21 protein-coding genes are annotated in these 25169 nt (G+C 68.8%); 15 read left to right on the top strand and 6 right to left on the bottom strand.

Translation table 11 applies throughout. The annotated features are described in order from the left end of the window. Positions 1-734 (bottom strand): methylmalonyl-CoA mutase family protein (locus RT051_RS10650; protein WP_313076266.1); only part of this gene is annotated, 734 nt, incomplete at its 3' end. 128 nt (positions 735-862) lie between these two features. On the opposite strand from RT051_RS10650, the gene RT051_RS10645 reads away from it, so the two are divergent. The 7 genes from RT051_RS10645 (at position 863) to RT051_RS10615 (ending at position 9897) form a co-directional block, all read left to right on the top strand. Beyond that, positions 863-1498 carry a GntR family transcriptional regulator gene (locus RT051_RS10645; protein WP_313076264.1) on the top strand — a complete coding sequence of 212 codons (636 nt, stop codon included), beginning with the start codon at positions 863-865 and terminating at the stop codon, positions 1496-1498. A 141-nt stretch (positions 1499-1639) separates the two neighbouring features. Then, positions 1640-3733, top strand: a complete 2094-nt coding sequence (locus RT051_RS10640; protein WP_313076261.1) for a diguanylate cyclase domain-containing protein — start codon at positions 1640-1642, stop codon at positions 3731-3733. Between the two features lie 47 nt (positions 3734-3780). After that, positions 3781-5616, top strand: a complete 1836-nt coding sequence (locus RT051_RS10635; protein WP_313076258.1) for a long-chain fatty acid--CoA ligase — start codon at positions 3781-3783, stop codon at positions 5614-5616. 124 nt (positions 5617-5740) lie between these two features. After that, positions 5741-6688, top strand: coding sequence for a tRNA dihydrouridine(20/20a) synthase DusA (gene dusA / locus RT051_RS10630; protein ID WP_409520592.1), 948 nt, complete (start codon positions 5741-5743; stop codon positions 6686-6688). A gap of 2 nt (positions 6689-6690) precedes the next feature. After that, positions 6691-7755 (top strand): GTP pyrophosphokinase family protein, encoded by a 1065-nt coding sequence (locus RT051_RS10625; protein WP_409520591.1) that lies wholly within the window; start codon positions 6691-6693, stop codon positions 7753-7755. 178 nt (positions 7756-7933) lie between these two features. Then, positions 7934-9256, top strand: coding sequence for a polyhydroxyalkanoate depolymerase (locus RT051_RS10620; RefSeq protein ID WP_313076252.1), 1323 nt, complete (start codon positions 7934-7936; stop codon positions 9254-9256). A gap of 11 nt (positions 9257-9267) precedes the next feature. Further along, positions 9268-9897 (top strand): RnfABCDGE type electron transport complex subunit B, encoded by a 630-nt coding sequence (locus tag RT051_RS10615; RefSeq protein WP_313076249.1) that lies wholly within the window; start codon positions 9268-9270, stop codon positions 9895-9897. Positions 9898-9914: 17 nt separating this feature from the next. On the opposite strand, the gene RT051_RS10610 is transcribed toward RT051_RS10615, so the two are convergent. Next, the gene (locus RT051_RS10610) at positions 9915-11423 is read right to left on the bottom strand and encodes a methyl-accepting chemotaxis protein (protein WP_409520590.1); all 1509 of its coding nucleotides are present in this window, start codon (positions 11421-11423) and stop codon (positions 9915-9917) included. A 193-nt stretch (positions 11424-11616) separates the two neighbouring features. On the opposite strand from RT051_RS10610, the gene RT051_RS10605 reads away from it, so the two are divergent. From RT051_RS10605 to RT051_RS10595, 3 genes are all read left to right on the top strand, one after another. Next, complete coding sequence (locus tag RT051_RS10605) at positions 11617-12780, top strand: PilT/PilU family type 4a pilus ATPase (RefSeq protein ID WP_313076244.1); 1164 nt, start codon at positions 11617-11619, stop codon at positions 12778-12780. A 97-nt stretch (positions 12781-12877) separates the two neighbouring features. Continuing rightward, a complete protein-coding gene (gene prmB / locus RT051_RS10600; RefSeq protein ID WP_313076242.1) occupies positions 12878-13780 on the top strand; it encodes a 50S ribosomal protein L3 N(5)-glutamine methyltransferase in 903 nt (300 codons plus the stop codon). 1 nt (position 13781) lies between these two features. After that, a complete protein-coding gene (locus RT051_RS10595; protein ID WP_313076238.1) occupies positions 13782-15755 on the top strand; it encodes an ATP-binding cassette domain-containing protein in 1974 nt (657 codons plus the stop codon). 309 nt (positions 15756-16064) lie between these two features. On the opposite strand, the gene phbB is transcribed toward RT051_RS10595, so the two are convergent. The 3 genes from phbB to RT051_RS10580 all read right to left on the bottom strand — a co-directional run bounded on the left by phbB (position 16065) and on the right by RT051_RS10580 (position 19841). Next, positions 16065-16802, bottom strand: a complete 738-nt coding sequence (phbB, locus tag RT051_RS10590) for an acetoacetyl-CoA reductase (RefSeq protein WP_313076235.1) — start codon at positions 16800-16802, stop codon at positions 16065-16067. 92 nt (positions 16803-16894) lie between these two features. After that, complete coding sequence (locus tag RT051_RS10585; protein WP_313076232.1) at positions 16895-18082, bottom strand: acetyl-CoA C-acetyltransferase; 1188 nt, start codon at positions 18080-18082, stop codon at positions 16895-16897. Positions 18083-18134: 52 nt separating this feature from the next. After that, the gene (locus RT051_RS10580) at positions 18135-19841 is read right to left on the bottom strand and encodes a class I poly(R)-hydroxyalkanoic acid synthase (protein WP_313076230.1); all 1707 of its coding nucleotides are present in this window, start codon (positions 19839-19841) and stop codon (positions 18135-18137) included. A gap of 158 nt (positions 19842-19999) precedes the next feature. Here RT051_RS10580 and RT051_RS10575 point away from each other — a divergent pair, with 158 nt between their 5' ends. After that, the gene (locus RT051_RS10575; protein ID WP_313076227.1) at positions 20000-20299 is read left to right on the top strand and encodes a hypothetical protein; all 300 of its coding nucleotides are present in this window, start codon (positions 20000-20002) and stop codon (positions 20297-20299) included. Here RT051_RS10575 and pgeF read toward each other — a convergent pair. After that, positions 20216-21037 (bottom strand): peptidoglycan editing factor PgeF, encoded by an 822-nt coding sequence (gene pgeF / locus RT051_RS10570; RefSeq protein ID WP_313076225.1) that lies wholly within the window; start codon positions 21035-21037, stop codon positions 20216-20218. The genes RT051_RS10575 and pgeF overlap by 84 nt on opposite strands. A 77-nt stretch (positions 21038-21114) precedes the next feature. Between pgeF and RT051_RS10565 the strand changes: the two genes are divergently transcribed. From RT051_RS10565 to RT051_RS10550, 4 genes are all read left to right on the top strand, one after another. Continuing rightward, a complete protein-coding gene (locus tag RT051_RS10565; protein WP_313076220.1) occupies positions 21115-21807 on the top strand; it encodes a fumarylacetoacetate hydrolase family protein in 693 nt (230 codons plus the stop codon). After that, the gene (locus RT051_RS10560; RefSeq protein WP_313076216.1) at positions 21804-22352 is read left to right on the top strand and encodes an NUDIX hydrolase; all 549 of its coding nucleotides are present in this window, start codon (positions 21804-21806) and stop codon (positions 22350-22352) included. Before RT051_RS10565 ends, RT051_RS10560 begins: the two co-directional genes overlap by 4 nt. 103 nt (positions 22353-22455) lie before the next feature. After that, positions 22456-24339 carry a 1,4-alpha-glucan branching protein GlgB gene (gene glgB / locus RT051_RS10555; RefSeq protein ID WP_313076214.1) on the top strand — a complete coding sequence of 628 codons (1884 nt, stop codon included), beginning with the start codon at positions 22456-22458 and terminating at the stop codon, positions 24337-24339. 34 nt (positions 24340-24373) lie between these two features. Next, positions 24374-25169: sugar phosphate nucleotidyltransferase (locus RT051_RS10550; RefSeq protein ID WP_313076212.1), on the top strand; the 796-nt coding region annotated here is incomplete at its 3' end.

The raw sequence follows: 25169 nt of genomic DNA, 5'->3' as shown, positions 1-25169 counted from the left end.
GCCTCCTGCATGTGGTAGCCCGAGATCGAGATCGAGTTGAACTTGGGCATGTTCTTGGCCGTGTACTCGATGATGTCGCCGATGATGCGCATCGACGGCTTCGGGGGGTAGATATAGGTATTGCGGACCATGAACTCCTTGAGGATGTCGTTCTGGATGGTCCCCGACAGCTGGTCCTGCGAAACGCCCTGCTCCTCCGCCGCCACCACATAGCCGGCCAGCACCGGCAGCACAGCGCCGTTCATGGTCATGCTGACGCTCACCTTGTCCAGCGGGATGCCGTCGAACAGGATCTTCATGTCCTCCACGCTGTCGATGGCCACGCCGGCCTTGCCGACGTCGCCCGTCACGCGTGGGTGGTCGCTGTCGTAGCCGCGGTGCGTCGCCAGGTCGAACGCCACCGATACGCCCTGCCCGCCTGCGGCCAATGCCTTGCGATAAAAGGCGTTGGATTCTTCGGCGGTCGAAAAGCCCGCGTACTGGCGAATCGTCCAGGGCCGCACGGCATACATGGTGGCCTGCGGGCCGCGCACGTAGGGCTCAAAGCCCGGCAGCGTGTTGGCGTAGGGCAGGCTGGCCGTGTCCTCGGCGGTGTAGAGCGGCTTGACGGTGATGCCGTCAGGCGTGACCCAGTTCAGGGCCTGCACGTCGCCGCCAGGGGCAGACTTGGCGGCGGCGCGGGCCCAGTCTTCCAGGGTTGCGGGCTTGAACAGGGGATCGGAGTGCTGGCTCATAGGGCTGATGCGCTGTTGCGGGTGGGCGAAAAAGCGCGGCAGGCACGCAAGGCCTGCGCGGGCGATCGCCGGAGTTTAACGGATCTGTAATTATTAATTCTTAGTTTTTCTGCGCTACATTTGCGCGCATGTCCGCCGTGTCCCTCACTCCCCGCGCGCTCTACGAACAGGTGGCGGAGGAGCTGCGCCAGCGCATTTTCCGCCGCGAGCTGGAGCCGGGCGCCTGGATCGACGAGCTCAAGATCGCCGAGGAGTTCGGCATCAGCCGCACGCCGCTGCGCGAGGCACTCAAGGTGCTGGCCGCCGAGGGCCTGGTGACCATGAAGGTGCGCCGCGGTGCCTACGTCACCGAGATGAGCGAGAAGGACCTGCGCGACGTCTATCACCTGCTCAGCTTGCTGGAGCGCGACGCGGCGGCCAGCGTGGCAGCCCGCGCCACGCCCGCGCAGCTGCGCGAGCTCGAGGCCCTGCACGAGGAGCTGGCCGCGGCCACGCAGGACCGGGAGCGCTTCTTCGCCATCAACGAGCGCATCCACATGCGCCTGCTGGAGATGGCCGACAACCGCTGGCTCAGCCAGGTCGTGGCCGACCTGCGCAAGGTCATGAAGCTCAACCGCCACAACTCGCTGTTCAAGCAGGGCCGCATCGAGCAGTCGCTGGCCGAGCATGGAGCGCTGATGGCCGCGCTGCGCGCGCGCAACGCCGAGGCCACCGAGCGCGCCATGCGGGAGCACTTCGCCAGCGGCCTGGAAGCGGCGGGCTGATCTGGCCACTGCCCTGGCCGCCGACGGCCGGGCACCCGTTCCTCTCTCCGGTTCAGGGCCTGTTGCCCTACAGATGTCGTCCCGGCGCGCCCCTTCCAATGGCGCTGACGCCAGACCGGGCCACGCCACGAGATCCCGGCCGTGCATCGCGCAGAAGAAGGCTGCAGCAACGTCATGACGATGGAGCGATTTTTCCTCTCCGGCCCAGGCTCCGACGCTTTCATCTCCGGCCACCACGACGCGGCACTGGTGGTTCTCTCCATCGCGGTGGCGATCGCCACCTCCGCCCTGGCCCTGCACCTGGCCGAACAGGCACGGCGCCTGCCTCCGGGCACGGCCCGCAGGCACACCGCCCTCGCCAGCGGCGCGGCCGCGCTGGGTCTGGGCGTCTGGGCCATGCATTTCATCGGCATGCTGGCCTGGCGCCTGCCCGTGCCGGTGGGCTACGACCTGCGCCTGACCATGCTGTCCATGCTGCCGTCGCTGGCGGCGGCCTGGGTCGCCTTCCGGCTGCTGGTGCAGCGCCAGGTCAGGCGGCGGCAGCTGCTGGGCAGTGGCGCGCTGCTGGGGCTGGGCGTCGGCCTGATGCATTACGGCGGCATGGCCGCCCTGCGGCTTGAAGGCGGCCTGCGCTACGATCCGCTGCAGTTCGCCGTCTCCGTCATCGTGGCACTGGTGCTGGCCACTCTGGCCCTTTGGCTGCACTTCGGCCTCGCGGGCCTGGGGCTGGCGCCGGCCCGCGCGCGCTTGGCTGCCGCCGTGGTCATGGGCCTGGCCATTTCGGGCATGCACTACACCGCCATGGGCGCGGCGCGGTTCACGGGCCCGCCCGCCCTGCAGGCGCAGGCGCAGGTCACCTGGCAGCACCCGCTGGCCCTGGCGCTCACGCTCACCCTGTCCATCGTCGGGGCGCTGCTGCTCGTGCTCAACGGGCTGATGCGCTACCGTGAACTGTTCCGTCAGGTGCACAGCAACGAGCTGCGCCTGCGCGCGCTGGTGGACACCGCCGTGGACGCCATCATCACGATTGACCACCACGGCATCGTGCAAAGCGCCAACCGCTCGGCCGAGCGCATCTTCGGCTGGAGCGAGCAGGACTTGGTGGGGCGCAACGTGCGCATGCTGATGCCCGAGCCCTTCAGCAGCGCGCACGACGGCCACCTGGAGCGCTACATGGCGACCGGCCAGGCCCACATCATCGGCATCGGCCGCGAGGTCATCGGCCTGCGCCGGGACGGTGGCACCGTGCCGCTGCGTCTGGCGGTGGGGCGCTTCGGCCCGCGCCGCCAGCCGCTGTTCGTGGGCTTTCTGACCGACCTCACGGCGCTCAAGCAGGCCCAGGCGCAGCTGCGCATCGCCGCCAGCGTATTCCATCACAGCTACGAGGCCATCGCCATCCTGGACGCGCAGCGGCGCATCGTGGACCTGAACCCGGGCTTCGAGCGCATGACGGGGCACCCGCGCGACGCTTGTCTGGAGCGCGGTCTGGAGGCCCTCTATGAAGGGGTGGACTTCGCGCCCATCTGGCAGGCCGTCGAGCAGCGCGGGCACTGGCAGGGCGAGCTGACCATGGACGATGCGCACGGCCAGACGCTGGCGCAGCGCGTGTCCATCGCGGCGGTGCGCGAGGGCGAGCTGCCGTCGAGCCACAGCATTGCGGTCATCACCGACATCACGGCGGCCAAGGCGTATGAGCAGAAGCTCGAACGCATCGCCCTGCACGATGGCCTGACCGGCCTGCCCAACCGCCGGCTGCTGGCCGACCGCCTGCGCCAGGGCATCGCCCGGGCGCAGCGCGGGCAGCGGCTGCTGGCCGTGTGCTACCTGGACCTGGACGGCTTCAAGCAGGTCAACGACCGGCACGGCCACGACGCCGGCGACCTGCTGCTGGTGGAGATGGGCCGGCGCATCCAGGGCCTGCTGCGCGCGCAGGACACCCTGGCGCGCCTGGGCGGCGACGAGATGGCGCTGCTGCTGGGCGACCTGGACAGCCCGCGGGACTGCCGGCCCGTGCTTGAGCGGGTGCTGCAACTGGTCAACGAGCCGGTGGCGCTGGACAGCGGCACCGCCCGCGTGTCCGCCAGCATTGGCGTGAGCATCTATCCCCTGGACGCCGACACGCCCGACCTACTGCTGCGCCGCGCCGACCAGGCCATGTACCAGGCCAAGCAGGCCGGCAAGAATCAGTGCCAGCGCTACGGCGCCGAGGCGCAGGAGCCTACGGGTATGATTTAGGGTTTCCCCTGATGAAGTGCGGGCCCAGGCCCGGTGAAACCCTCTCCATGACCGATGCATTTCCCGGCCTGGGCACGGCGCACACCGTGCCTGAACTGCTGGCGCTGCGCGCCCGCGCCACTCCGCAAGGCGAGGCCTACCAGGAATGGGACGCCGCCGCCGGCGACTGGAAGCGGCTGGACTGGGCACAGGCACTGGCGCGCGTGCAGCACTTCAGCCGGGCTCTCGCCACCATCGGCCTGCCCCAGGCGGCGCGCGTCGCCATCCTGCTGCCCAACGGCCTCGACGCCATGAGCGTGGACCAGGCCGTTCTGGCCACCGGCTGCGTTCCCGTGCCGCTGCACGCCATCGACAACCCGGGCAGCATCGCCTACATCCTGGCCGATGCCGAGGTCTCGCTGCTGGTGGTTGCCGAGCTGGCGCAGTGGGAACGGGTGCGTGACGCGGGCACCTCTCTGCCCCACCTGCAGGCGGTGGTGGTGACGCAGGCCGGCGCTCCCCTGCCCGCCTCCAGCGGCCCCGTCCAGATCTTCACCCTGAGCGACTGGCTGGGCCGGGCGGGCGACCAGACCGCACTGCCGCCCGGTCCCGCGCCCGAGGACCTGGCTGCCATCGTCTACACCAGCGGCACCACGGGCAAGCCCAAGGGCGTGATGCTGACCCACGCCAACGTGGTGGCCGACGTCGCCGCCGTGCTGGCGCGCGTCACGCCCACGCCGCAGGACGTGTTCCTGTCCTTCCTGCCGCTGTCGCACACCTTCGAACGCACCGCCGGCTACTACCTGCCCATGGCCGCGGGCAGCAGCGTCGTCTATGCGCGCTCGGTGGCGCTACTGGCCGAGGATCTGCGCAACGTGCGCCCCACGGTGCTGGTGTCGGTGCCGCGCATCTATGAGCGGGTGCACGCAAAGGTGCTCGAAACGCTCTCGACCTCGCCGTTCAAGAAGCGCCTGTTCGACGCCGCGCAGGACAAGGGCTGGCGGCGCTTTCGCGCCCGCCAGGGCCTGGCGCCCGAGCCCCTGGGCGACGCGGCGGCACGCGGCGGCTGGGCGCGCCTGCTGCCCTGGCCGCTGCTGCGGGCGCTGGTGGCCGCGCCCCTGCTGGAGCAGTTCGGCGGCCGGGTGCGCGTGGCGGTGAGCGGCGGCGCGCCGCTGTCGCCGGCCATCGCTCGCTGCTTCCTGGGCCTGGGTCTGCCCCTGGTGCAGGGTTATGGCATGACCGAGACCACGCCGGTGGTCAGTGTCAACACGCTGGACGACAACGACCCCGCCACCGTCGGCCGCGCGCTGCCGGGCGTGCAGGTGCGCATCGGCGAGAATCGCGAGCTGCAGGTGGCCGGCCCCATCGTCATGAAGGGCTACTGGAAGCGCCCCGCGGACACGGCCCGCGTGCTGGGCGCGGACGGCTGGCTGTCCACCGGGGACCAGGCCGAGATCGTGGACGGGCGCATCCGCATCCTGGGGCGCCTCAAGGAGATCATCGTCACCTCGACGGGCGAGAAGGTGCCGCCGGGCGACCTGGAGCTGGCCCTTACGGCCGATCCGCTGTTCGACCAGGCATTCGTGGTCGGCGAGGACCGGCCCTTCATCGCCGCCGTGGTCGTGCTCAACCCGCGGGAATGGGCCCGCCTCGCCGGCGAACTCGGGCTGGACCCGGCCAGGGCGCAGAGCCTGTCCGACCCGAAGGCCCTGCGCGCCGCGCTCGAGCGCATGGAGCGTCGGGCGGCGAGCTTTCCGCGCTACGCCGTGCCGCGCGCCGTGCACCTGAGCCTCACGCCCTGGACCATCGAGAACGCCTTCATGACGCCCACGCTCAAACTCAAGCGCAACAACCTGATGGCGCACTTTGCCGCAGCCATCGAATCCCTGTACACCCGCCGCTGACCCGCACCCGGCTTTAGCTATCGTTTAAGTAGCTACACATCCTTGCCTGGCAACGGGAAACGCCAAAAACATCCCTATTTTGCAAACCGTAGCTACCAGCCCCTCCGCCCGCAGTCCCTGGCGCATGTCCGTCGCGCCCATGCTCGACTGGACGGACCGCCACTGCCGCCACCTGCACCGGCTGCTGACGCGCCACGCGCGCCTGTACACCGAGATGGTGACCACCGGCGCGCTGCTGCACGGCGACGTGCAGCGCCACCTGCGCTTTGGCGAGGCCGAGCACCCCGTCGCGCTGCAGCTGGGCGGCAGCGAGCCGGCCGACCTGGCGCGCTGCGCCCGGCTGGCGGCCGACTGGGGCTATGACGAGGTCAACCTCAACTGCGGCTGCCCCAGCGAGCGCGTGCAGCGCGGCGCCTTCGGCGCCTGCCTGATGAACGAGCCGCAGCTGGTGGCCGACTGCGTCAAGGCGATGGTTGACGCGGTGGCGCTGCCGGTGACGGTCAAGCACCGCATCGGCATCGACCAGCGCGAGGACTACAGCTTCGTGCGCGACTTCATCGGCACCGTGGCCGAGGCCGGCTGCCAAGTCTTCATCGTGCACGCCCGCAACGCCTGGCTCAAGGGCCTGAGCCCCAAGGAGAACCGCGAAATCCCGCCGCTGCGCCACGACGTGGTGGCCCGGCTCAAGCGCGACTTTCCCGCGCTCACGCTGGCCATCAACGGCGGCATTGCCACCGACACGCTGGTACACGAGCAGCTGCAGCAGGTGGACGGGGTCATGGTCGGGCGTGAGGCCTACCACAACCCCTGGTGGCTGGCGCGCTGGGACGAGGCGTTCTTTGGCGCTGCGCCCGGCGCCCTGACGCGAGAGGGGGTCGAGGAGGCCATGGTCGCCTACATGGAGCACGAGGCCAGCGCGCACGGCACGCCCTGGTACGCCGTTGCCCGGCACATGCTCGGTCTGCGCAACGGCCTGCCCGGCGCCCGGCGCTGGCGCCAGGTCTGGAGCGACCACCGCCTGAAGGACCGTCCGGCGCGCGAAGTCATGGCGCTGGCGCGTACCCGCCCCTGAAAATGCCGCCCATGACCCACGACCCCGCCCTGTCCCCCGAGGAGCGCGCATTCTGCGACTTCTACCAGCGCGAGCACGCTGCGCTGCAGCAGGCCTGCGCCCTGCACGTGGCGCGCCTGCGCTCGCTGCTGGCCCAGGCCTCTGACATCGAGATCGCCAAGGTCGAGGGCCGCGTCAAGGACCAGGACGAATGCCTGCGCAAATTCGCGCGCAAGTACCGCACGGCCCTGGAGGAAGGCGGGGCGCCCTACGAAATCAGGCCCTGCATCACCGACCTGCTCGGCGTGCGCGTGGTGTGCCTGTACGAGGACGAGCTGCCCAAGGTGGCGCAGCTGGTGCAGTCGCACTTCGACGTGATCGACGTGTCCGACAAGGTCAGCGCGGTGCAGGGCACGGAGGCGTCCTTCGGCTATATGGGTCTGCACCTGGACCTGCAGCTCAAGCCCGCGCTGGCGCCGGCCGACGACGCCGGTTCGCACCTGCGGTCCTCGTTCGAGCTGCAGGTGCGCACCATCATCCAGGACGCCTGGAGCGTGCTGGACCATCGCATCAAGTACAAAAAATCGATCCCGGCCGAGCTCAAGCGGCGCATCAACGTGCTGTCGGCGCTGTTCGAGCTGGCGGACCGCGAGTTCCGGCAGATTCGCGACGCCACCGACGCCGAGCTGCGGCGCACGGACGACGAGGTGCCCGAGCCGGCGGCCTCCACGGCGCGGGCCGCCGATGCGCGCAGCGAACTCAATGCCTTCAGCTTCCTGCGCATCGGGCGGCATTTCTTCCCTGGCCACGAGTTCGACGCGCGGCGCGTGGACCATTTCGTCGATGAGCTGCGCGGCTGGGCCCCCGGCCTGACCCGGGCCCAGTTCAATGCCCTGATGCGCGAGAACTTCACCCTGGTGCGGCGCTACCGCCAGGCCTACGAGGCCGCCAACCCGGGCGCCGCCTTCGCGCCCCTCACCGTGGTGCGCCACTGTCTTTATCTGGCCAATCGCGAGGTCTTTCACAACGCGCTGCGCAACAGCGCCCGGGCGGCCTTTGAGACGTGGCTTCAGGTTCAAACACTATAGGCAGGGTCGCTGGAGTCCGACAGACCGGGCGCCGCAGCTATCACAAAAATAGCAGCAAGGAACCGGAAAAGACCGCGCTGCACGCGCCCTGTCCTTCAGGCGACTATCTATACGTAGAAGCACCACCGTCGCAGGACCGCGTTGCTGATATACATCAATTGCAACACTTATTTACACCATGCTCTACACCCTCTACGAAACCCAGCGCAGCCTGATGGAGCCCTTCGCCGAGCTGGCGCAGGCCACCGCCAAGTTCTTCAGCAACCCTGGCACGCCCTTTGGACAGACGCAGCTGGCGCACCGCGTTTCGGCGGCCTACGAGCTGATGTACCGCCTCGGCAAGGACTACGAGAAGCCCGAGTTCGGCATCCGCACCGTGCCGGTGGACGGCGTCGAGGTGGCCATCCACGAGCGTGTCGAACTGGACAAGCCCTTCTGCGAGCTGCGCCGCTTCAAGCGTTTCACCGACGATCCGGCCACGCTCACCAAGCTCAAGGACCAGCCCGTGGTGCTGGTCGTGGCGCCGCTGTCGGGCCACTACGCCACCTTGCTGCGCGACACCGTGCGCACCATGCTCGGTGGCCACAAGGTCTACATCACCGACTGGAAGAACGCCCGCATGGTGCCGCTGGAGGAAGGCGAGTTCCACTTGGACGACTACATCAATTACGTGCAGGAGTTCATCCGGCGTCTGCAGGCGACCTATGGCAACTGCCACGTGGTGAGCGTCTGCCAGCCCACGGTGCCGGTGCTCGCCGCCGTCTCGCTCATGGCCAGCCGCGGCGAGACCACGCCCCTGACCATGACCATGATGGGCGGGCCCATCGACGCGCGCCGCTCGCCGACCGAGGTGAACAATCTGGCCACGCAGCGCAGTTTCGAGTGGTTCGAGAACAACGTGATTTATCCGGTGCCGAGCAAGTTTCCCGGGGCCGGCAGGCAGGTTTATCCCGGCTTCCTGCAGCACACGGGCTTCATCGCCATGAACCCGGATCGCCACGCCACCAGCCACTACGACTACTTCAAGAACCTGGTCAAGGGCGACGACGCCAGCGCCGAGGCGCACCGCAAGTTCTATGACGAGTACAACGCCGTGCTCGACATGGACGCGCACTATTACCTGGAGACCATCCGCACTGTGTTTCAGGACTTTAGCCTGGTCCACGGCACCTGGGACGTGCGTTCGCCGGACGGGCAGATCGAACGCGTGCGCCCGCAGGACATCCGCAACACGCGGCTGATGACGGTGGAAGGCGAATTGGACGACATCTCCGGCAGCGGCCAGACCCAGGCGGCGCAAGACCTGTGCAGCGGCATCCCGGCCCAGGACAAGACCCACCTGGAGGTCAAGGGCGCGGGCCACTACGGCATTTTCAGCGGCCGGCGCTGGCGCGAGATCGTCTATCCGCAGGTGCGCGACTTCATCCTCGAAGGCAACAAGGCGCTGAACAAGCAGCGTGCCCTGGCTCTGGCCAGTGGGCCGCAGCGCGCCGCCGCCTGAAGGGACGCCCCATGACCCGGCAGGCGGCTGCAGCCAGCCTGGCTGCCCTCATCGATGCCGCGCTGCCGCAGACCCAGTGCCGGCGCTGTGGCTACCCGGACTGTGCCGCCTACGCGCAGGCGGTCGCCCAGGATGAAGCGGCCATCAACCGCTGCCCACCCGGCGGCGCGCAGGGAGTCGCGCGGCTGGCTGCGCTGACCGGCCGCGAACCCATCCCGCTGGACCCGGAATGCGGCGCTGAAGGCCCCTTGAGCCTGGCGGTGATTGACGAAGCCTGGTGCATCGGCTGCACTCTGTGCATCAAAGCCTGCCCTACCGACGCCATCCTGGGCCTGAACAAGCGCATGCATACCGTGATTGCCGCCCACTGCACGGGCTGCGAGCTGTGCGTGCCCGTGTGCCCGGTGGACTGCATCCTTATGGAAAATGCCAGTGGCCAGCGCACCGGCTGGCAGGCCTGGAGCCCGCAGCAGGCCATGCAGGCTCGCCAGCGCTACGCCGCCCGCACCCTGAGGCTGGGTCAGCAGCCCTCCCCAGCGGCTGAGGACGGCCCCCAACAAGATGGGCCCGCGCCCTCCCTGCCCGACAAGCGCGCTGCGGTTGCAGCAGCGCTGGCGGCCGCGCGCGCCCGGCGCGCCTGAGGCCCGGGGCGAGCCGCTCAGGCGATCGCCAGCTTCTTGTAGACGCCGCAGCCCAGATACAGCTCGCCCAGGCGCTGCACGAACGACATCTTGGTCTGCACGTTGCCCGTGGTCGGGTTGGTGAAGTCGTATTCCACCCATCCCGGGCCCTGGTCGGCCTGTGCCACGATGGCATGCATGAGCCCATCGCCATCGATGCCAGGCACGTCCTGCACGCGCGTGCCCACCTTGCCGGGGTTGCCCGCAAAGGCCAGATAGGTGCCCGCCGCATCGAGCGCGAACACGTACATGTCTCGGTCATGGAACGGCTCGGCCGGGTCGGTGACGGCACGCAGGAAGTCCTGCACCCGGCCCATGCGCTGCTGCAGCTGCGCGGCGCGCTGCACCAGCGCCGTCGCTTCCTCGGCAGTGCCTTGCTGCAGCCGGAAGACCTGCACTGCGTTAGACAGGCTGCCGGCGCGCCCCTGCAGCGCATGCGCCTGGCGCAGGCTCTCGGCCACCATCAACGCGTTGCGCTGGGTGATGGCTTCCAGCTGCTGGACGGCCGTGCCGATCTCGCGCAGCCCCTCGCCCTGCTCCGTGACCGAACGCGAGATCTCGCTCACGTGCAGGGCAACCGCGCGCATGTCGTTGGTCATGGAGGTGATGCCCTCGCCTGCCGAACGCATCAGCCGGGCGCTGGATTCGACCTGCTGCACCGAGGCGCTGATCAGCGTGCGGATCTCGCGCGCTGCCTCCGCCGAGCGGCCTGCGAGCGTGCGCACCTCGCCGGCCACCACGGCAAAGCCTCGGCCCTGCTCGCCAGCGCGCGCAGCCTCCACCGCGGCATTCAGCGCGAGGATGTTGGTCTGAAAGGCGATGCTGTCGATCACGCCGATGATCTCGCTCATGCGCCGCGCATCGCCCTGGATGGTGCCCACGGACTGCACGGCGCGCGCCATGGTCTGCGTGCCCTCCTCGGAGGCGTGCGCCACCTGCGCGGCGCGCTGGTCGGCCACCGATGCGGCCTGGGCGTTGCTCATGACTGTGGCGGTGAGCTGCTCGACGCTGGCGGCCGTCTCTTCGAGGCTGCTTGCCTGCTGCTCGGTGCGCGTGGACAGCTCCTCCGTATCGCGAGCCAGGCTCTCGCCCGCATGCGCCACCAGGGCGGCGTTGCTGCGGATGTCGGCCACCATGGCCGAGAGGGCCAGGGCCATGCGGTCGAGCTGCTGCCCGAGCCGCGCCAGGTCGTCCTGTCCCGACAGTCCGGCGCGCGCACACAGGTCACCGTGGGCGATGGCGTCGATGGTGCGCGACAGGCGTGCCAGCCCCGGCACGGTGGCGGCCCACAGCGCCGCAGCCAGGTAGGCCAGCAGCAGTGCCAAGGCCCCAGCCAGGGCCCACAGGAAGGGAGGAGCGGCAGAGTGCGCCACCGCCACCAGCAGCAGTGCCACCACCGCGCTGCCCCCAAGCAGCGCCACCTTGGCGGAAAAGGACATCCGGCGCATCAGCCAGACACCTGGCCGCAGAAAAAACATCCGCTGCATTTGCTCACTGCCTCCGCTGCAAGAATCGCCAAGACGGCCCCAAAAGACCGCGATGCATGATACCTGTGGTAACGCAGGATACCCCTGGTCGCTTCATCAGGTCCGGCGCCGATGATCCGTCCGCCCCTGGCAGCCAGCGGCGTGCGCGGAATAATCCTGGCCCATCGAGGCAAGCAACACTTCAGGGGGTTTCGTGACGACGATGGAAAGAATCCTGCGCCTGATGGCCGACCAGGGCGCATCCGATGTCTATCTGTCGGCCAATGCGCCGGTACTGCTGCGCATCCACGGCGAGTGCGTGCCGATCAGCCAGCAGCCGCTGTCGGTGGAAGCGCCGCTGCAGCTGCTGGCCGAGATCGTGCCGCAGGACGCCATCGCCGCCTTCCAGGCCACGGGCGAGCTCAACCTGGGCGTGCCACTGCAGGGCGTGGGACGGTTTCGCGTCAGTGCCATGCGCCAGCGCGGCTCCTGCGCGGTGGTGGTGCGCTTCATTACCCAGCAAATCCCGGCGCTGTCCAGCCTGGGCCTGCCTGCGGTGCTGGGTGACCTCATCCTGCAAAAGCGCGGCCTGATCCTGATGGTGGGCGCCACCGGCTCGGGCAAGAGCACGACGCTGGCCGCCATGATAGAAGAGCGCAACCAGACCGCGGCGGGCCACATCCTGACGGTGGAAGACCCGATCGAGTACCAGTTCACCAACAAGCGCTCCATCGTCAACCAGCGCGAGGTCGGCAGCGACACCGAGTCGCTGCACACGGCGCTGAAGAATGCCCTGCGCCAGGCGCCCGACGTCATCCTGATCGGCGAGATCCGCGACCGCGAGACCATGTCCGCGGCCATCGCCTATGCCCAGTCGGGTCACCTGTGCCTGGCCACGCTGCACGGCAACAACAGCTACCACGCGCTCAACCGCATCCTCTCGTTCTACCCGGTCGAGGTGCGGGCGAGCATGCTGGGCGACCTGGCCTCGGCGCTGCGCGCCATCGTCTCGCAGCGCCTGGTGCGCACCGCCTCGGGCACGCGCGTGCCGGCCGCCGAGGTGCTGCTCAACACCAAGCTCGTGGCCGATCTGATCGAACAAGGCAATTTCTCGGGGGTGCGCGACGCCATGGAGACCTCCATGGCCGAGGGCTCGCAGACGTTCGAGGAGTCCCTGGCGCAGCTGGTCAAGAGCGGCCAGGTCGAGCGCGAGCAGGCCCTGGCCCATGCCGATTCGCCCACCAACCTGACGTGGCGCCTGCAAAACGACTTTGCGTCCACCGGCCGTGGAGGCAGGGCCCGCCGGGAGGACGCGCAGTTGCGGGACAATCCCCCCGCTCCGTTCGGCGGCATCACGCTGGACCTCAAGCCCGATTGACGCTTCTCTCTGCCCCAATGCGCCCTCTTCCGCTCTCGCTACCTTGCTTTTCTTTTCTCCCGTCCGTGCCTGTGCGCTCCTGGCTGGCGGCGCGCGCATGAGCGGGGCACAAGGGACGAGCGTCGCCGCACTGGTGACCAGCGGTGCACAGCGCCTGCGCGAGGCCGGCGTCGCTTTCGGTCATGGCACGGCCAATGCCGATGACGAGGCTGCGTGGCTGGTGCTCTGGGCCCTCGGCCTGCCACTGGACAGCCCGCTCGATGGCGGCCCGGAATCTGCAGGAAATATCCCTGTAACCGAGGACCAGCAACGAAAGGTTGCTCTTCTTTTTGATGAACGCATCACCACGCGCAAGCCGGCCGCCTATCTCACGCGCGAGGCCTGGCTGCAGGGCGTGCCCTTCTATGTGGACGAGCGCGCCATCGTGCCGCGCAGCTTCATCGCCGAGCTGCTGGCCGACGGCAGCATCGACCCCTGGCTGGGCGCACACACGCGGCAGGTGCTCGACCTGTGCACCGGCAACGGCAGCCTGGCGGTGCTGGCTGCACTGGCCTGGCCCGAGATCGAGGTGACCGGTGCCGACCTCTCGCCCGACGCGCTGGAGGTGGCACGCATCAACGTGCAGCGCCATGGTCTGCAGCAGCGCGTGCGCCTGGTGCACAGCGATGGCCTGCAGGCCGTGCCCGGGCCGTGGGACCTGATCCTGTGCAACCCGCCCTACGTGAACGCGCGCAGCATGGCCGACCTGCCCGAGGAATACCGGGCCGAGCCCGCCCTGGCGCTGGCCGGCGGCGACGACGGCATGGACTTCGTGCGCGGGTTGCTGGCCGGCGCCGCCGCCTGCATGACCGAGCATGCCGTGCTGGTGCTGGAGATCGGCAACGAGCGCGACCACTTCGAAGCCGCTTTTGCCCACCTGCCCGTGCTGTGGCTGCCCACCAGCGCCGGCGAGGACCAGGTGCTGCTCATCACACGTACGGCGCTGGCGCAGTTTTTCTGAAATGATCTCTCTCAAGAATGTCACCTTGCGCCGCGGCGCCAAGGTCCTGCTCGACGGCGTCAGCGCCACCATTCAACCCGGTGAGCACGTGGGCCTGGTCGGGCGCAATGGCGCCGGCAAATCGTCCCTGTTCGCCCTGCTGCGTGGCAGCCTGCATGAGGACGCGGGCGACTTTTCCCTGCCCGCGCAGTGGCGCGTGGCCGAAGTCGCGCAGGAGATGCCCGAGACCGGCGAGTCCGCCACCGACTTCGTGCTGCAGGGCGACTCGCGCCTGGAGCAGCTGCGCCAGGCGCTGGGCCAGGCCGAGCAGCGCGGTGACGGCATGGCGATCGCCCAGGCGCACGCGGACCTGGGCGACGCCGGCGCCCACGACGCGGAGGCCCGGGCGCAGAGCCTGATCCTCGGGCTGGGGTTCCAGGTGGCGCAGCTGCAGCAGCCGGTCAACGGGTTTTCCGGCGGCTGGCGCATGCGGCTGCAGCTGGCGCGCGCGCTGATGAGCCCGTCCGACCTGCTGCTGCTAGACGAGCCCACCAACCACCTGGACCTGGACGCGCTGGTCTGGCTGGAGGCCTGGCTCAAGCGTTACGCCGGCACGCTGATCGTCATCAGCCACGACCGCGAGTTCCTGGACGCCGTCACCGGCGTCACCCTGCACATCGAGCATGCCCAGCTCACCCGCTACGGCGGCAATTACAGCCGCTTCGAGGAGCTGCGGGCCCAGCAGCTTGTGCTGCAGCAGTCGGCCTACGAGCGCCAGCAGGACAAGATCGCCCACCTGCAGCGCTTCATCGACCGTTTCAAGGCCAAGGCAACCAAGGCGCGCCAAGCACAAAGCCGGGTCAAGCAGATCGAGCGCATGGAGAAAATCGCGCCCGTGCTGGCCAGCGCCGACTTCCAGTTCATCTTCCGGGAGCCGGCCAACCTGCCCAACCCCATGCTCGCCATTACCGACGCCGCGTTCGGCTACCGGGACGACGCTGGTGGCGAGAAGGTCATCCTGCGCGGCGTCAACCGCTCGGTGCTGGCCGGCCAGCGCATTGGCATCCTGGGCGCCAACGGCCAGGGAAAGTCCACGCTGGTCAAGACCATCGCCCGCGAAATGGCCCCGCTTGCGGGCGCCGTGACCGAGGGCAAGGGCCTGACCATCGGCTACTTTGCCCAGCAGGAGCTGGACGTGCTGCGCCCGGGCGACGACCCGCTGCAGCACATGGTGCGCCTGGCGCGCGAGCTGGGGCTGGAGGCGGCTTCGGAAGCGCGCGAACAGGAGCTGCGCAACCACCTGGGCAGCTTCAACTTCACGGGCGACATGGTGCGCCAGCCGGTCGGCAGCATGAGCGGGGGCGAGAAGGCCCGGCTGGTGCTGGCCATGATCGTCTGGCAGCGCCCCAACCTGCTGCTGCTGGACGAACCCACTAACCACCTCGACCTGGTCACGCGCGAGGCGCTGGCCCTGGCGCTGGGCGACTTCGACGGCACCGTCATGCTGGTCAGCCACGACCGGGCTCTGCTGCGTGCCGTGTGTGAGGATTTCTGGCTGGTGGGCGCCGGCACCGTGGCCCCGTTCAACGGCGACCTGGACACCTACCAGCGCTATCTGCTGGAGGAGTCGCGCCGCCTGCGCGAGGCCGCGCGCGAGCAGCAGGACGCAAGCGCTCCCCTGCAGGCTGCAGCGCGCGCGCCGGCCGCCAGCGGCCGCGAGCAGCGCAAGGCCAGCGCCCAGGCGCGCCAGCAGCTGGCGCAGCGCACCCGCCCGCTGCGGCAGGAACTGGCCCGGATCGATGCCCGCCTGGCCGCGCTGACGGGTGAGCGCACAGACCTGGAAGAGCGCTTGAGCGCCCCCCTGCCGCCGGCCGAGATCGCCGAGTGCGGCCGCCGCCTCAAGGCCTGCAACGACGAGATCGACACGCTGGAGGAGCGCTGGCTGGAGCTGAGCGAGGCCATCGAGGCACTGGAAGCCGAGGCGCTGGCAGAGTAGGCGCGAGGAACGCCGGGCCGGTTACAAGCCGGAAAGGTTTTTTACTCGGCGCTGTCAACGCTGCGGTGCAGCAATGCGTTGTTCCTTCCATCTATTGGAGGTCTCTGTCATGAACACCACCGCTGTCCTGTCCGCCTGGCCCGAAGACGAACGCGATCGCAAGCGCGCTCCGGCCCGTCTGTGACGGCCGCCGGGGCGGGCGCCGGCCCCGCCCCGCTTTTCCCCCTTGAGAGCCGGCTTTCCCATCTTTCCAATGAAAAAACCCGCTGAAAGCGGGTTTTTTCGTGTGCCCCTGAATGAGAATGCTCGTCAGTTCATGTGCAGGCCGCCGTTGACCGAGAACTCGGCGCCGGTGGCGTAGCCGCCCTCTTCGCTGGCCAGCCAGGCGATGATGGAGGCAATCTCGCTGGGCTCGCCCAGGCGCTTGACCGGCACGGTGCCGACGATTTTTTCCAGCACGTCCGGGCGGATGGCCTTGACCATGTCGGTGCCGATGTAGCCCGGTGCCACGGTGTTCACCGTGACGCCCTTGGTGGCCATCTCCTGCGCCAGCGCCATGGTGAAGCCGTGCATGCCGGCCTTGGCAGCCGAATAGTTGGTCTGGCCGGCCTGGCCCTTCTCGCCGTTCACGCTGGAGATGTTGATGATGCGGCCCCAGCCCTTTTCCACCATGTCGGCCACGACCTGCTTGGTCACGTTGAACATGGAGTTCAGGTTGGTCTCGATCACCGCGTCCCAGTCCTCGCGCGTCATCTTGATGAACATGCGGTCGCGCGTGATGCCGGCGTTGTTGACCAGCACGTCGATGCTGCCGTGCTCGGCCTTGGCCTTCTCGAAGGCGGCGACGGTGGAGTCCCAGTCGCCCACGTTGCCCGCCGAGGCGTAGAACGTATAGCCCTGTTCCTTCTGCTCGTCGAGCCATTTCTGGTAGTCGCGCGTCGGCCCGCAGCCGGCGATGACCTTGAACCCCTCCTTGTGCAGGCGCTGGCAGATCGCGGTGCCGATGCCTCCCATGCCACCGGTCACGTACGCTACTTTCTGGGACATTTTTCTACTCCTTCTCTGTTGTTGGCCTGGTCACTCTAACCAGGGTTCCTCGGGTCTTTTCTTCAGGTAAACACCGATCCGGGCAGGCACGTTCAGCAGCGCTCGACCGCCATCGCCACGCCCATGCCGCCGCCGATGCACAGCGCCGCCAGGCCCTTGTCCGCGCCCCGGCGGCGCATCTCATGCAGCAGCGTGACCAGCACGCGGCAGCCCGAGGCGCCGATGGGGTGGCCGAGGGCGATCGCCCCGCCATTGACGTTGACCTTGGCCGGGTCGATGCCCAGCTCCTGGTTCACGGCGCAGGCCTGGGCGGCGAAGGCCTCGTTGAGCTCGAACAGGTCCACCTCCTCGGCCTTCCAGCCGGCGCGCTCGAGCGCCTTGCGCGAGGCCGGCACCGGGCCCATGCCCATGGTGGCCGGGTCCAGGCCGGAGGTGGCGTAGCCCTTGATGCGGGCCAGCGGCGTGAGGCCGAGCTCCCGGGCCTTGGCCGCGCTCATGACCACCACCGCGGCGGCGCCATCGTTGATGCCCGAGGCATTGCCGGCAGTCACGCTGCCCGCCTTGTCGAAGGCCGGGCGCAGGCCGGCCAGGGCCTCGGCGCTGGTCTTGCGGTTGAGGTATTCGTCGGCATCGACGCTGACCGGGTCACCCTTCCTCTGTGGCACGCTCACCGGGGCGATCTCGTCCTTGAAGCGTCCGGCGTCCTGGGCAGCTGCGGCCTTCTGCTGGCTGGACAAGGACAGCGCGTCCTGCATCTCGCGGGTGATGCCGTGCTCGCGCGCGACGTTCTCGGCGGTGATGCCCATGTGGTACTGGTTGTACACGTCCCACAGACCGTCGACGATCATGGTGTCCTTGAGCTTCCAGTCGCCCATGCGCTGGCCGTCGCGCGAGCCAGTGAGCACGTGAGGCGACAGGCTCATGTTCTCCTGGCCGCCAGCGACCACGATCTCGCTGTCGCCCGTGGCCACGGCCTGCGCGGCCAGCATGACCGCCTTCAGACCCGAGCCGCACACGGCGTTGATGGTCAGCGCCGGCGTTTCCTTGGCGATGCCCGCGGCCATCATGGCCTGGCGCGCCGGGTTCTGGCCCGAGCCGGCCGTAAGCACCTGGCCCATGATGACCTCGCCCACCTGGTCGGCGCCCACCTTGGCGCGCGCCAGGGCCTCGCGGATGACGGTGGCGCCCAGTTCCGTGGCCGGCACCTTGGCAAGCGCGCCGCCGAACTTGCCGACCGGCGTGCGCACGGCCGAGACGATGACGATGTCCTGATCCTGCATGTGTTGTCTTCCTGGAAATGACGATGTCAGACGAGTGAAAAAAAGGTGGGCCTCAGGCCTTCTGCAGCACGTAGCGGCCGGGCGCGGGCTCGATGGCCTTGAACTTCGTCGACCGGCCATAGGCCTTCGGAGCGGCGACCTGCTTGCCCGCGTGCCCCTGCAGCCACGCGGCCCAGTCTTCCCACCAGCTGCCGGGCAGCTCGGTGGCGCCTTCGAGCCATTCCTCGATGGTCGGCGGAAACTGCCCGTCCTCGCGCAGCCAGTGGCTGCGCTTTTTCTTGGCCGGCGGGTTGATCACGCCGGCGATGTGGCCCGAGGCGCCCATGGCAAAGCGCTTCTTGCCCGGCAGCACCTGGGTGGAGGCATAGGCCGCATGGATGGGCACGATGTGGTCCTCGCGCGAGCCATAGACATAGACCGGCAGCTGCACCCGCCCCAGATCCACCGGCTCGCCGCACACGGTGAGCGCGCCGGGCTGCACCAGCTTGTTCTCGAGGTAGAAATTGCGCAGGTACCAGGCGTAATAAGGCCCGGGCAGGTTGGTGCTGTCGCTGTTCCAGTACAGCAGGTCGAAGGCCGGCGGCGTCTCGCCCTTGAGGTAGTTGCCGACGACGTAGTTCCACACCAGATCGTTGGGCCGCAGGAAGCTGAAGGTGCTGGCCAGGTCCTGGCCCTTCATGAGGCCGCCCGCGCCCATCTGCAGTTCGCGCAGGCGCACGAAATTCTCGTCGATGAAGACGTCCAGGATGCCGGTGTCGGCGAAATCGATCAGCGTGGTCAGGAAGGTGGCGCTGGCCACCGGCTCCTCGCCCCGCGCCGCCAGCACCGCCAGCGCGGTGGCCAGCATGGTGCCGCCCACGCAGAAGCCCAGGGCGTTGATCTGTTCGGCATTGGCGATGCGCTGCACGTGATCGATGGCGGTGAGCACGGCGCCCTCGATGTAGTCGTCCCAGGTCTTGTCGGCCAGGCTCGCGTCGGGGTTGCGCCAGCTCACGACGAAAGTGCGGTGCCCCTGGCTGGTGGCGTAGCGGATCAGGGAGTTGTCGGGCTGCAAGTCCAGGATGTAGAACTTGTTGATGCACGGTGGCACCATGAGGAACGGGCGCTCGTACACCTTGTCGGTCAGGGGCTTGTATTCGATGAGCTGGAACAGCTCGTTCTCGAACACCACGGCGCCCTCGGTGGTGGCGACGTTGCGCCCGACCTCGAAGTGCGACTCGTCCGTCATCGAGATATGCCCCTGACGCATGTCATGCAGCAGGTTGGCCATGCCCTTGGCCAGGCTTTCGCCCTGGGTTTCCACGGCCTTTTGCAGCGCGTCGGGGTTGAGCGCGAGAAAGTTGCTCGGCGCCATCGCGGCCAGCCACTGGTCCACCGCGAAGCGGATGCGCGAGCGGGTCTTCTCGTCGGTCTGCACCGCATCGGCCAGTGCGGTGAAGGTGCTGGCCTGCAGCTGGTAGAGCGCCGCGGCATAGGCGGCCACCGGATTCTGTGCCCAGCCTTGGCCGGCAAAGCGCCGGTCGGAGGTGTCGGCCGCTGCGGGGCCGCGGGCGAACAGGGCCTGCGCCTGCTGCAGATAGTCCTGCTGCAGCTGCGCGAGCTTGTCCTGGTCGAAGTGCACGGCTGCCTGCGGCTGCAGGGCAGTGGAGAGGGCGCCAAGGTCTGGCGGCTGCAGGGCCGAGAGCATCTTGCTCCAGCTCTGGCCGACCATCTCTTGCCACTGTCGGGCACCTTCGGCCCAGCCTGGGTCAGAATTCATGCTGTCTCCCTTCTGAAGAATGGATGCGTGGGCCGGCTGGCGGCCCCGGCGCTCGAGCGTGTCAGTTTTTGCTGACGACAGTATGACAGTAGGCCGCCGCACTTTTTGCAGGGTGCGGGAGGCGTTTCCCCCATCCGCAAGCCCTTGACTTTCCTCCCATGTATCTGGTTGCCGCCGCCTGGCTCTATGTAACGCTGATGATGGCAGTGGCCGAGGCCGCCGCCCCGAACGGCAGCCTGCTCGGCGCCTTCTTCACCTTCGTGCTGTACGGCGCACTGCCGCTGTCGGTGGTGCTCTACATCTTGGCGACACCAGCGCGCAAGCGCGCGCGGCGCGCCCGCGAGCGCCAGGAGCTGGAGGCCGCCGCCCGGTCCTCAGCCCACCCGCCAAATGGCGGCGGCCATGCGCCCGGTGGCACCGAGGATGGCGCTGTCGCGCCGGTGCGAGAAAAACCGTGAGGGGTTTTCCAACGTGCACCAGGGGGGCGAGCTGTCATTGCCGTACAGCTGCGTGACACCCGCCGCACGCAGCCGCCGGCGCGCCAGGGCCGCCAGGTCGGCCTGGAAGCGGCCTTCGCGCCCCGGGGTGAAATGTGCGGCCGCTCCCGGATCCGGGGTGCAAAAAGCCTCGCGCACTTCCGGCCCCACTTCGAAGGCGCCGGGCCCGATGCACGGCCCCAGCCAGGCCAGCAGGTCGGCCTGTGCGTCTTCATTTTTGATAGCTACATCTCCTTGACTGGCGCGGGTTTCAGCCGGAAAACACGCCAAGGCGGATTCCAGCACCCCCGCCGCCAGTCCGCGCCAGCCGGCATGCACGGCAGCGACGCGCGTGCCCTGGCGGTCGGTCAGCAGCACCGGCAGACAGTCAGCCGCCAGCGCCACGCAGGCCACGCCCGCCTCGGTGGTGGTGCAGCCATCGGCAGGCTGGCCGTCGGGCGAGAGCCGGCCGACCTCCAGCACGTCGGTGCCATGCACCTGGTGCAGCCGCACCGGGCGCACCGTGCTGCCCAAGGTTGCCTGCACGGCCGCCCAGTTGGCCCGCACGGCCCCGGGCGGGTCGCCCACTCCGAAGCCGAGATTGAGGCTGTCCCGTGGCGCGGCGCTCACGCCCCCGCTGCGGGTGGTGCACAGGGCGCGCACCTGCGGCGGCGCGGGCCAGTCCGGAGTGATCCAGTCATGGGGCAGACGAAAAGACATGGGCTGAGCATACGCGGCAGGCACGACGCCTGCGTGGCACACTGCCAGCCCACCTGTTTGCACTCCAGTCACCACTCATGAACCTCGCCTTTCCCGCAGCGCTGCCCACCGTTCCGGTGCAGGGCAGCGACACGCGCTTTCCCGTGCGCCGCATCTATTGCGTGGGGCGCAACTACGCCGAGCACGCCCAGGAGATGGGCCACAGCGGGCGTGAAGCGCCGTTCTTCTTCATGAAGCCCGCCGACGCCGTGCTGCCCGTGGCGCCGGGCGAGACCGCTGCCCTGCCCTACCCGAGCCAGACGCAGGACCTGCACCATGAGGTCGAGCTGGTCGTTGCACTGGGCCGGGGCGGACGCGACATCGCACCGGCCGACGCCCTGGCCCACGTCTGGGGCTACGCCGTGGGCCTGGACATGACGCGGCGCGACCTACAGGCCCATGCCAAGAAGCAGGGCCGGCCCTGGTGCATCGCCAAGGGGTTCGATGCCAGCGCTCCCATCACCCCCATCGTCCCCGCCGCGCAGGCAGGCGACGTGCAGGACGCCAGCCTGTGGCTGGCCGTCAATGGCAAGGAGCGCCAGCGCAGCCGCATCGACGCCATGCTCTGGAGCGTGCCCGAGATCATCGCCCACCTGTCGGCCGCGTGGACGCTCGCTCCCGGCGACCTGATCTTCACCGGCACGCCTGCCGGCGTCGGCGCCGTGGTGCGGGGCGATGTGCTCGAGGGCGGCATCGACGGCCTGGGCACGCTGCGCCTGGCGGTGTCATGAGCCTGCGCCGCCCGATACGGCATTGCCGCGAGTGCGGCTCGCAGGTTGCCTACCGGGTGCCCGATGATGGCGACACGCGCGAGCGCGCCGTGTGCCCGGCGTGTGCCACCATCCACTACGAGAACCCGCTGAACGTGGTGGGCACGGTACCGGCGCTGGGCGAGCGCGTGCTGCTGTGCAAGCGCAACATCGAGCCGCGCTGGGGCAAGTGGACTCTGCCGGCCGGCTTCATGGAGCTGGGCGAGACCACCGCCCAGGGCGCGCAGCGCGAGACCGACGAGGAGGCGGGTGCGCAGATCGCCCTCGGGCCCCTGTTCTCGCTGGTCAACGTACCGCACGTCGGCCAGGTCCACCTGTTCTACCTGGCGACACTGCACAGCGATGTCTTCCACCCCGGGCATGAAACCATCGAGGCGCGGCTGTTCGCCGAGGACGAGATCCCCTGGGACGACATCGCCTTTCGCACCGTGCGGGTGACGCTGGAGCGCTACTTTTCCGACCGGCGCAGCGGGCGCCTGGGCCTGCACTGCATCGACCTGGGCTGAGCCGGACAGTACGTAAGGCCGGGCCTACAGCGGAGAACTCGCGTTTCCTGCAGGGCGCGCGGTTGCGGCACGGGAGCATTGACCGGCTCAACTCCCGGTCGCCATGCCCCCCCTCCCTGACACCCATTTTTCGGACCCGCTCGATGCGGTGCCCGGGCATCTGCGCCCGTTCGAGACCCTGGGCGCGCATCTGGACGAAAGCGGCTGCCGTTTCACCGTCTGGGCTCCGAACGCGCGCCAGGTCTGCCTGATCGGCGCCTTCAACGGCTGGCAACCCCAGCGCTTACAGCCCCACGATGACGGCAGCGGCCGCTGGTCGCTGCACGTGCCGCATGCGCGCCATGGCGACCTGTACAAGTACCGCGTCGAGGACGCGCACGGCAGCGTGGTCGAGAAAGCCGACCCGCACGCCACGCGCTGCGAGCTGCCGCCGGGCAATGCCTCGCAGGTCTGGTCGCTGGACCATGCCTGGAACGACGAGGCCTGGATGCGCTCGCGCGGGCGCCGTCAGGCCATGGACCGGCCGATCTCCATCTACGAGGTCCACCTGGGCTCCTGGCAGCGCCAGGCCGACGGGCACTTCCTGAATTACCGCGAGCTGGGCCGCCGCCTGGCTGCCCACTGCCAGGCCCTGGGCTTCACGCACGTCGAGCTGATGCCCCTGGCCGAGCACCCCTTCTACGGCTCCTGGGGCTACCAGACCACGGGCTATTACGCGCCCACCTCGCGCTACGGCACGCCGCAGGACCTGATGACCCTGGTGGACACGCTGCACCAGCACGGCATCGGCGTGGTCTTCGACTGGGTGGGCTCGCACTTCCCGTCCGACCCGCACGGCCTGGCGCGCTTTGACGGCACGGCGCTGTACGAGCACGAGGACCCGCGCCGGGGCTTTCACCCGCAGTGGAACAGCCTGATCTTCAACTACGGGCGCCACGAGGTGCGTGACTTCCTCATCGGCAGCGTGCTGTTCTGGCTCGACCGCTACCACTTCGACGCGGTGCGCGTCGATGCCGTGTCCTCGATGCTGTACCTCGATTTCGCCCGCGCGCCCGGGCAGTGGCTGGCCAACGAGCAGGGCGGCAACGAGAACCGGGAGGCCGTGCGCTTCCTGCAGGAGCTCAACCGCGCGGTGTACGCCGCCTTTCCCGACGTGCACGTCATCGCCGAGGAATCGACCGCCTGGCGCGGCGTCACGCGTCCCGTGAACGACGGCGGCCTGGGTTTCGGCATGAAGTGGAACATGGGCTGGATGAACGACACGCTGCGCTACCTGCAGCGGCCCCACTTCTACCGGCGCTGGCACGGCGCCGACATCCGCTTCTCCGGCGTCTATGCCTTCGACGAGAACTTCGTGCTGGCGCTCTCGCACGACGAAGTGGTCTATGGCAAGGGCAGCCTGCTGGCGCGCCAGCCGGGCGACGCATGGCAGCGCCTCGCGGGCCTGCGCCTGCTGTATGGGTACCAGTGGATGCACCCGGGCAAGAAGCTGCTGTTCATGGGCGGCGAGTTCGGTCAGGAGCGCGAGTGGCAGCACGACTGCGCCCTCGACTGGCATCTGTGGCAGGAGCCGCAGCACGCGGGCGTCGCGCGCTGGGTGGCCGACCTCAACCACGCCCTGCGCGAGCAGCCGGCGCTGCATGTGTGGGACTTCGACGCCCGTGGCTTCGAGTGGGCACCCGTCGAGGGCGAGCACCCCACGGTGCTGGCCTTCCTGCGCCACGCGCCCGGCCAGAGCGTGCTGGTCGTGTGCAACCTGACGCCGCAGCCCGTGCCGCACCTGTGCGTGGGCCTGCCCGAGGCCGTGCACTGGCGGGAAATCCTCAACAGCGACGCCCGCATCTACGGCGGCAGCGGCATGGGCAACCTGGGCGGCGTCCAGGCCCGGCCCGAGCCGCTGGGCCACCAACGAGCGCGCGCGGTGATTTGTTCCCCCCCACTGTCCACGGTGGTGCTGTGCCACCGCAGGCAGACCTCCGACGACTGATCGACCCAGCGCAACCTTTCAGGGAGAACCCCCCATGTCACGCCCCAGGAATGTCCTCGCCTTTGTGATGGCCGGCGGTGAAGGTTCGCGCCTGCATCCCCTGACCATCGAACGCTGCAAGCCCGCCGTGCCCTTCAACGGCAAGCATCGGATCGTGGATTTCGTGCTGTCCAACCTGGTCAACTCCGAGATCTACTCGATCTACCTGCTGGTGCAGTACAAGTCGCAATCGCTCATCGAGCATGTGCGCCGCACCTGGACCATGGCGCCCTTCATTCCTCAGCACTTCGTCACCGTGGTGCCGCCGCAGATGCGCAACGGCCCGCAGTGGTTCCAGGGCACGGCCGACTCGGTGTTCCAGAACATCCACCTGATCGAGGAATTTCGTCCCGACTACGTGGCCGTGTTTGGCGCCGACCACATCTACCGCATGGACGTGCGCCAGATGCTGGACTTCCACGTGGCCCACGACGCGCACGTGAGCGTGGCGACGCTACCCGTGCGGTTGAATGAGTGCCAGCAGTTCGGCATCGTGGACACCGACGAGCGCCAGCGCATCGTGCGCTTTTGCGAAAAGCCCGCCTCCACCCGCCCCATGCCGGGCAGCAGCACGCACGCGCTGGCCTCCATGGGCAACTACCTGTTCAATGCCGACGTGCTGCTCAAGGCGCTCAAGCGCGCGCACGACCTGGGGCACAGCGACTTCGGCAAGGACATCCTGCCGGCCATGCTGAGCACCCACCGGCTGATGGCCTACGACTTCGCCACCAACGAGATCCCGGGCACCGCGCCCTACGAGGAGCACGGCTACTGGCGCGACGTGGGCACCA

The sequence above is a fragment of the Melaminivora sp. genome, assembly GCF_032059615.1.
Taxonomy (GTDB): domain Bacteria; phylum Pseudomonadota; class Gammaproteobacteria; order Burkholderiales; family Burkholderiaceae_C; genus Melaminivora.
Note: the sequence above shows the minus strand (reverse complement) of the source record. Positions and strands in the feature narration are given on the sequence as shown.

Excerpts from the sequence above, each read along its gene's own strand:
- pgeF (WP_313076225.1), bottom strand. The coding sequence starts at position 21,037 with ATGTCTTTTCGTCTGCCCCATGACTGGATCACTCCGGACTGGCCCGCG.
- dusA (WP_409520592.1), top strand. The coding sequence starts at position 5,741 with ATGTCCGTCGCGCCCATGCTCGACTGGACGGACCGCCACTGCCGCCAC.
- RT051_RS10610 (WP_409520590.1), bottom strand. The coding sequence starts at position 11,423 with ATGCAGCGGATGTTTTTTCTGCGGCCAGGTGTCTGGCTGATGCGCCGG.
- RT051_RS10625 (WP_409520591.1), top strand. The coding sequence starts at position 6,691 with ATGCCGCCCATGACCCACGACCCCGCCCTGTCCCCCGAGGAGCGCGCA.
- RT051_RS10585 (WP_313076232.1), bottom strand. The coding sequence starts at position 18,082 with ATGCAGGATCAGGACATCGTCATCGTCTCGGCCGTGCGCACGCCGGTC.
- RT051_RS10580 (WP_313076230.1), bottom strand. The coding sequence starts at position 19,841 with ATGAATTCTGACCCAGGCTGGGCCGAAGGTGCCCGACAGTGGCAAGAG.
- RT051_RS10635 (WP_313076258.1), top strand. The coding sequence starts at position 3,781 with ATGACCGATGCATTTCCCGGCCTGGGCACGGCGCACACCGTGCCTGAA.
- RT051_RS10620 (WP_313076252.1), top strand. The coding sequence starts at position 7,934 with ATGCTCTACACCCTCTACGAAACCCAGCGCAGCCTGATGGAGCCCTTC.
- glgB (WP_313076214.1), top strand. The coding sequence starts at position 22,456 with ATGCCCCCCCTCCCTGACACCCATTTTTCGGACCCGCTCGATGCGGTG.
- RT051_RS10575 (WP_313076227.1), top strand. The coding sequence starts at position 20,000 with ATGTATCTGGTTGCCGCCGCCTGGCTCTATGTAACGCTGATGATGGCA.
- RT051_RS10565 (WP_313076220.1), top strand. The coding sequence starts at position 21,115 with ATGAACCTCGCCTTTCCCGCAGCGCTGCCCACCGTTCCGGTGCAGGGC.
- RT051_RS10615 (WP_313076249.1), top strand. The coding sequence starts at position 9,268 with ATGACCCGGCAGGCGGCTGCAGCCAGCCTGGCTGCCCTCATCGATGCC.
- prmB (WP_313076242.1), top strand. The coding sequence starts at position 12,878 with ATGAGCGGGGCACAAGGGACGAGCGTCGCCGCACTGGTGACCAGCGGT.
- phbB (WP_313076235.1), bottom strand. The coding sequence starts at position 16,802 with ATGTCCCAGAAAGTAGCGTACGTGACCGGTGGCATGGGAGGCATCGGC.
- RT051_RS10595 (WP_313076238.1), top strand. The coding sequence starts at position 13,782 with ATGATCTCTCTCAAGAATGTCACCTTGCGCCGCGGCGCCAAGGTCCTG.
- RT051_RS10560 (WP_313076216.1), top strand. The coding sequence starts at position 21,804 with ATGAGCCTGCGCCGCCCGATACGGCATTGCCGCGAGTGCGGCTCGCAG.
- RT051_RS10645 (WP_313076264.1), top strand. The coding sequence starts at position 863 with ATGTCCGCCGTGTCCCTCACTCCCCGCGCGCTCTACGAACAGGTGGCG.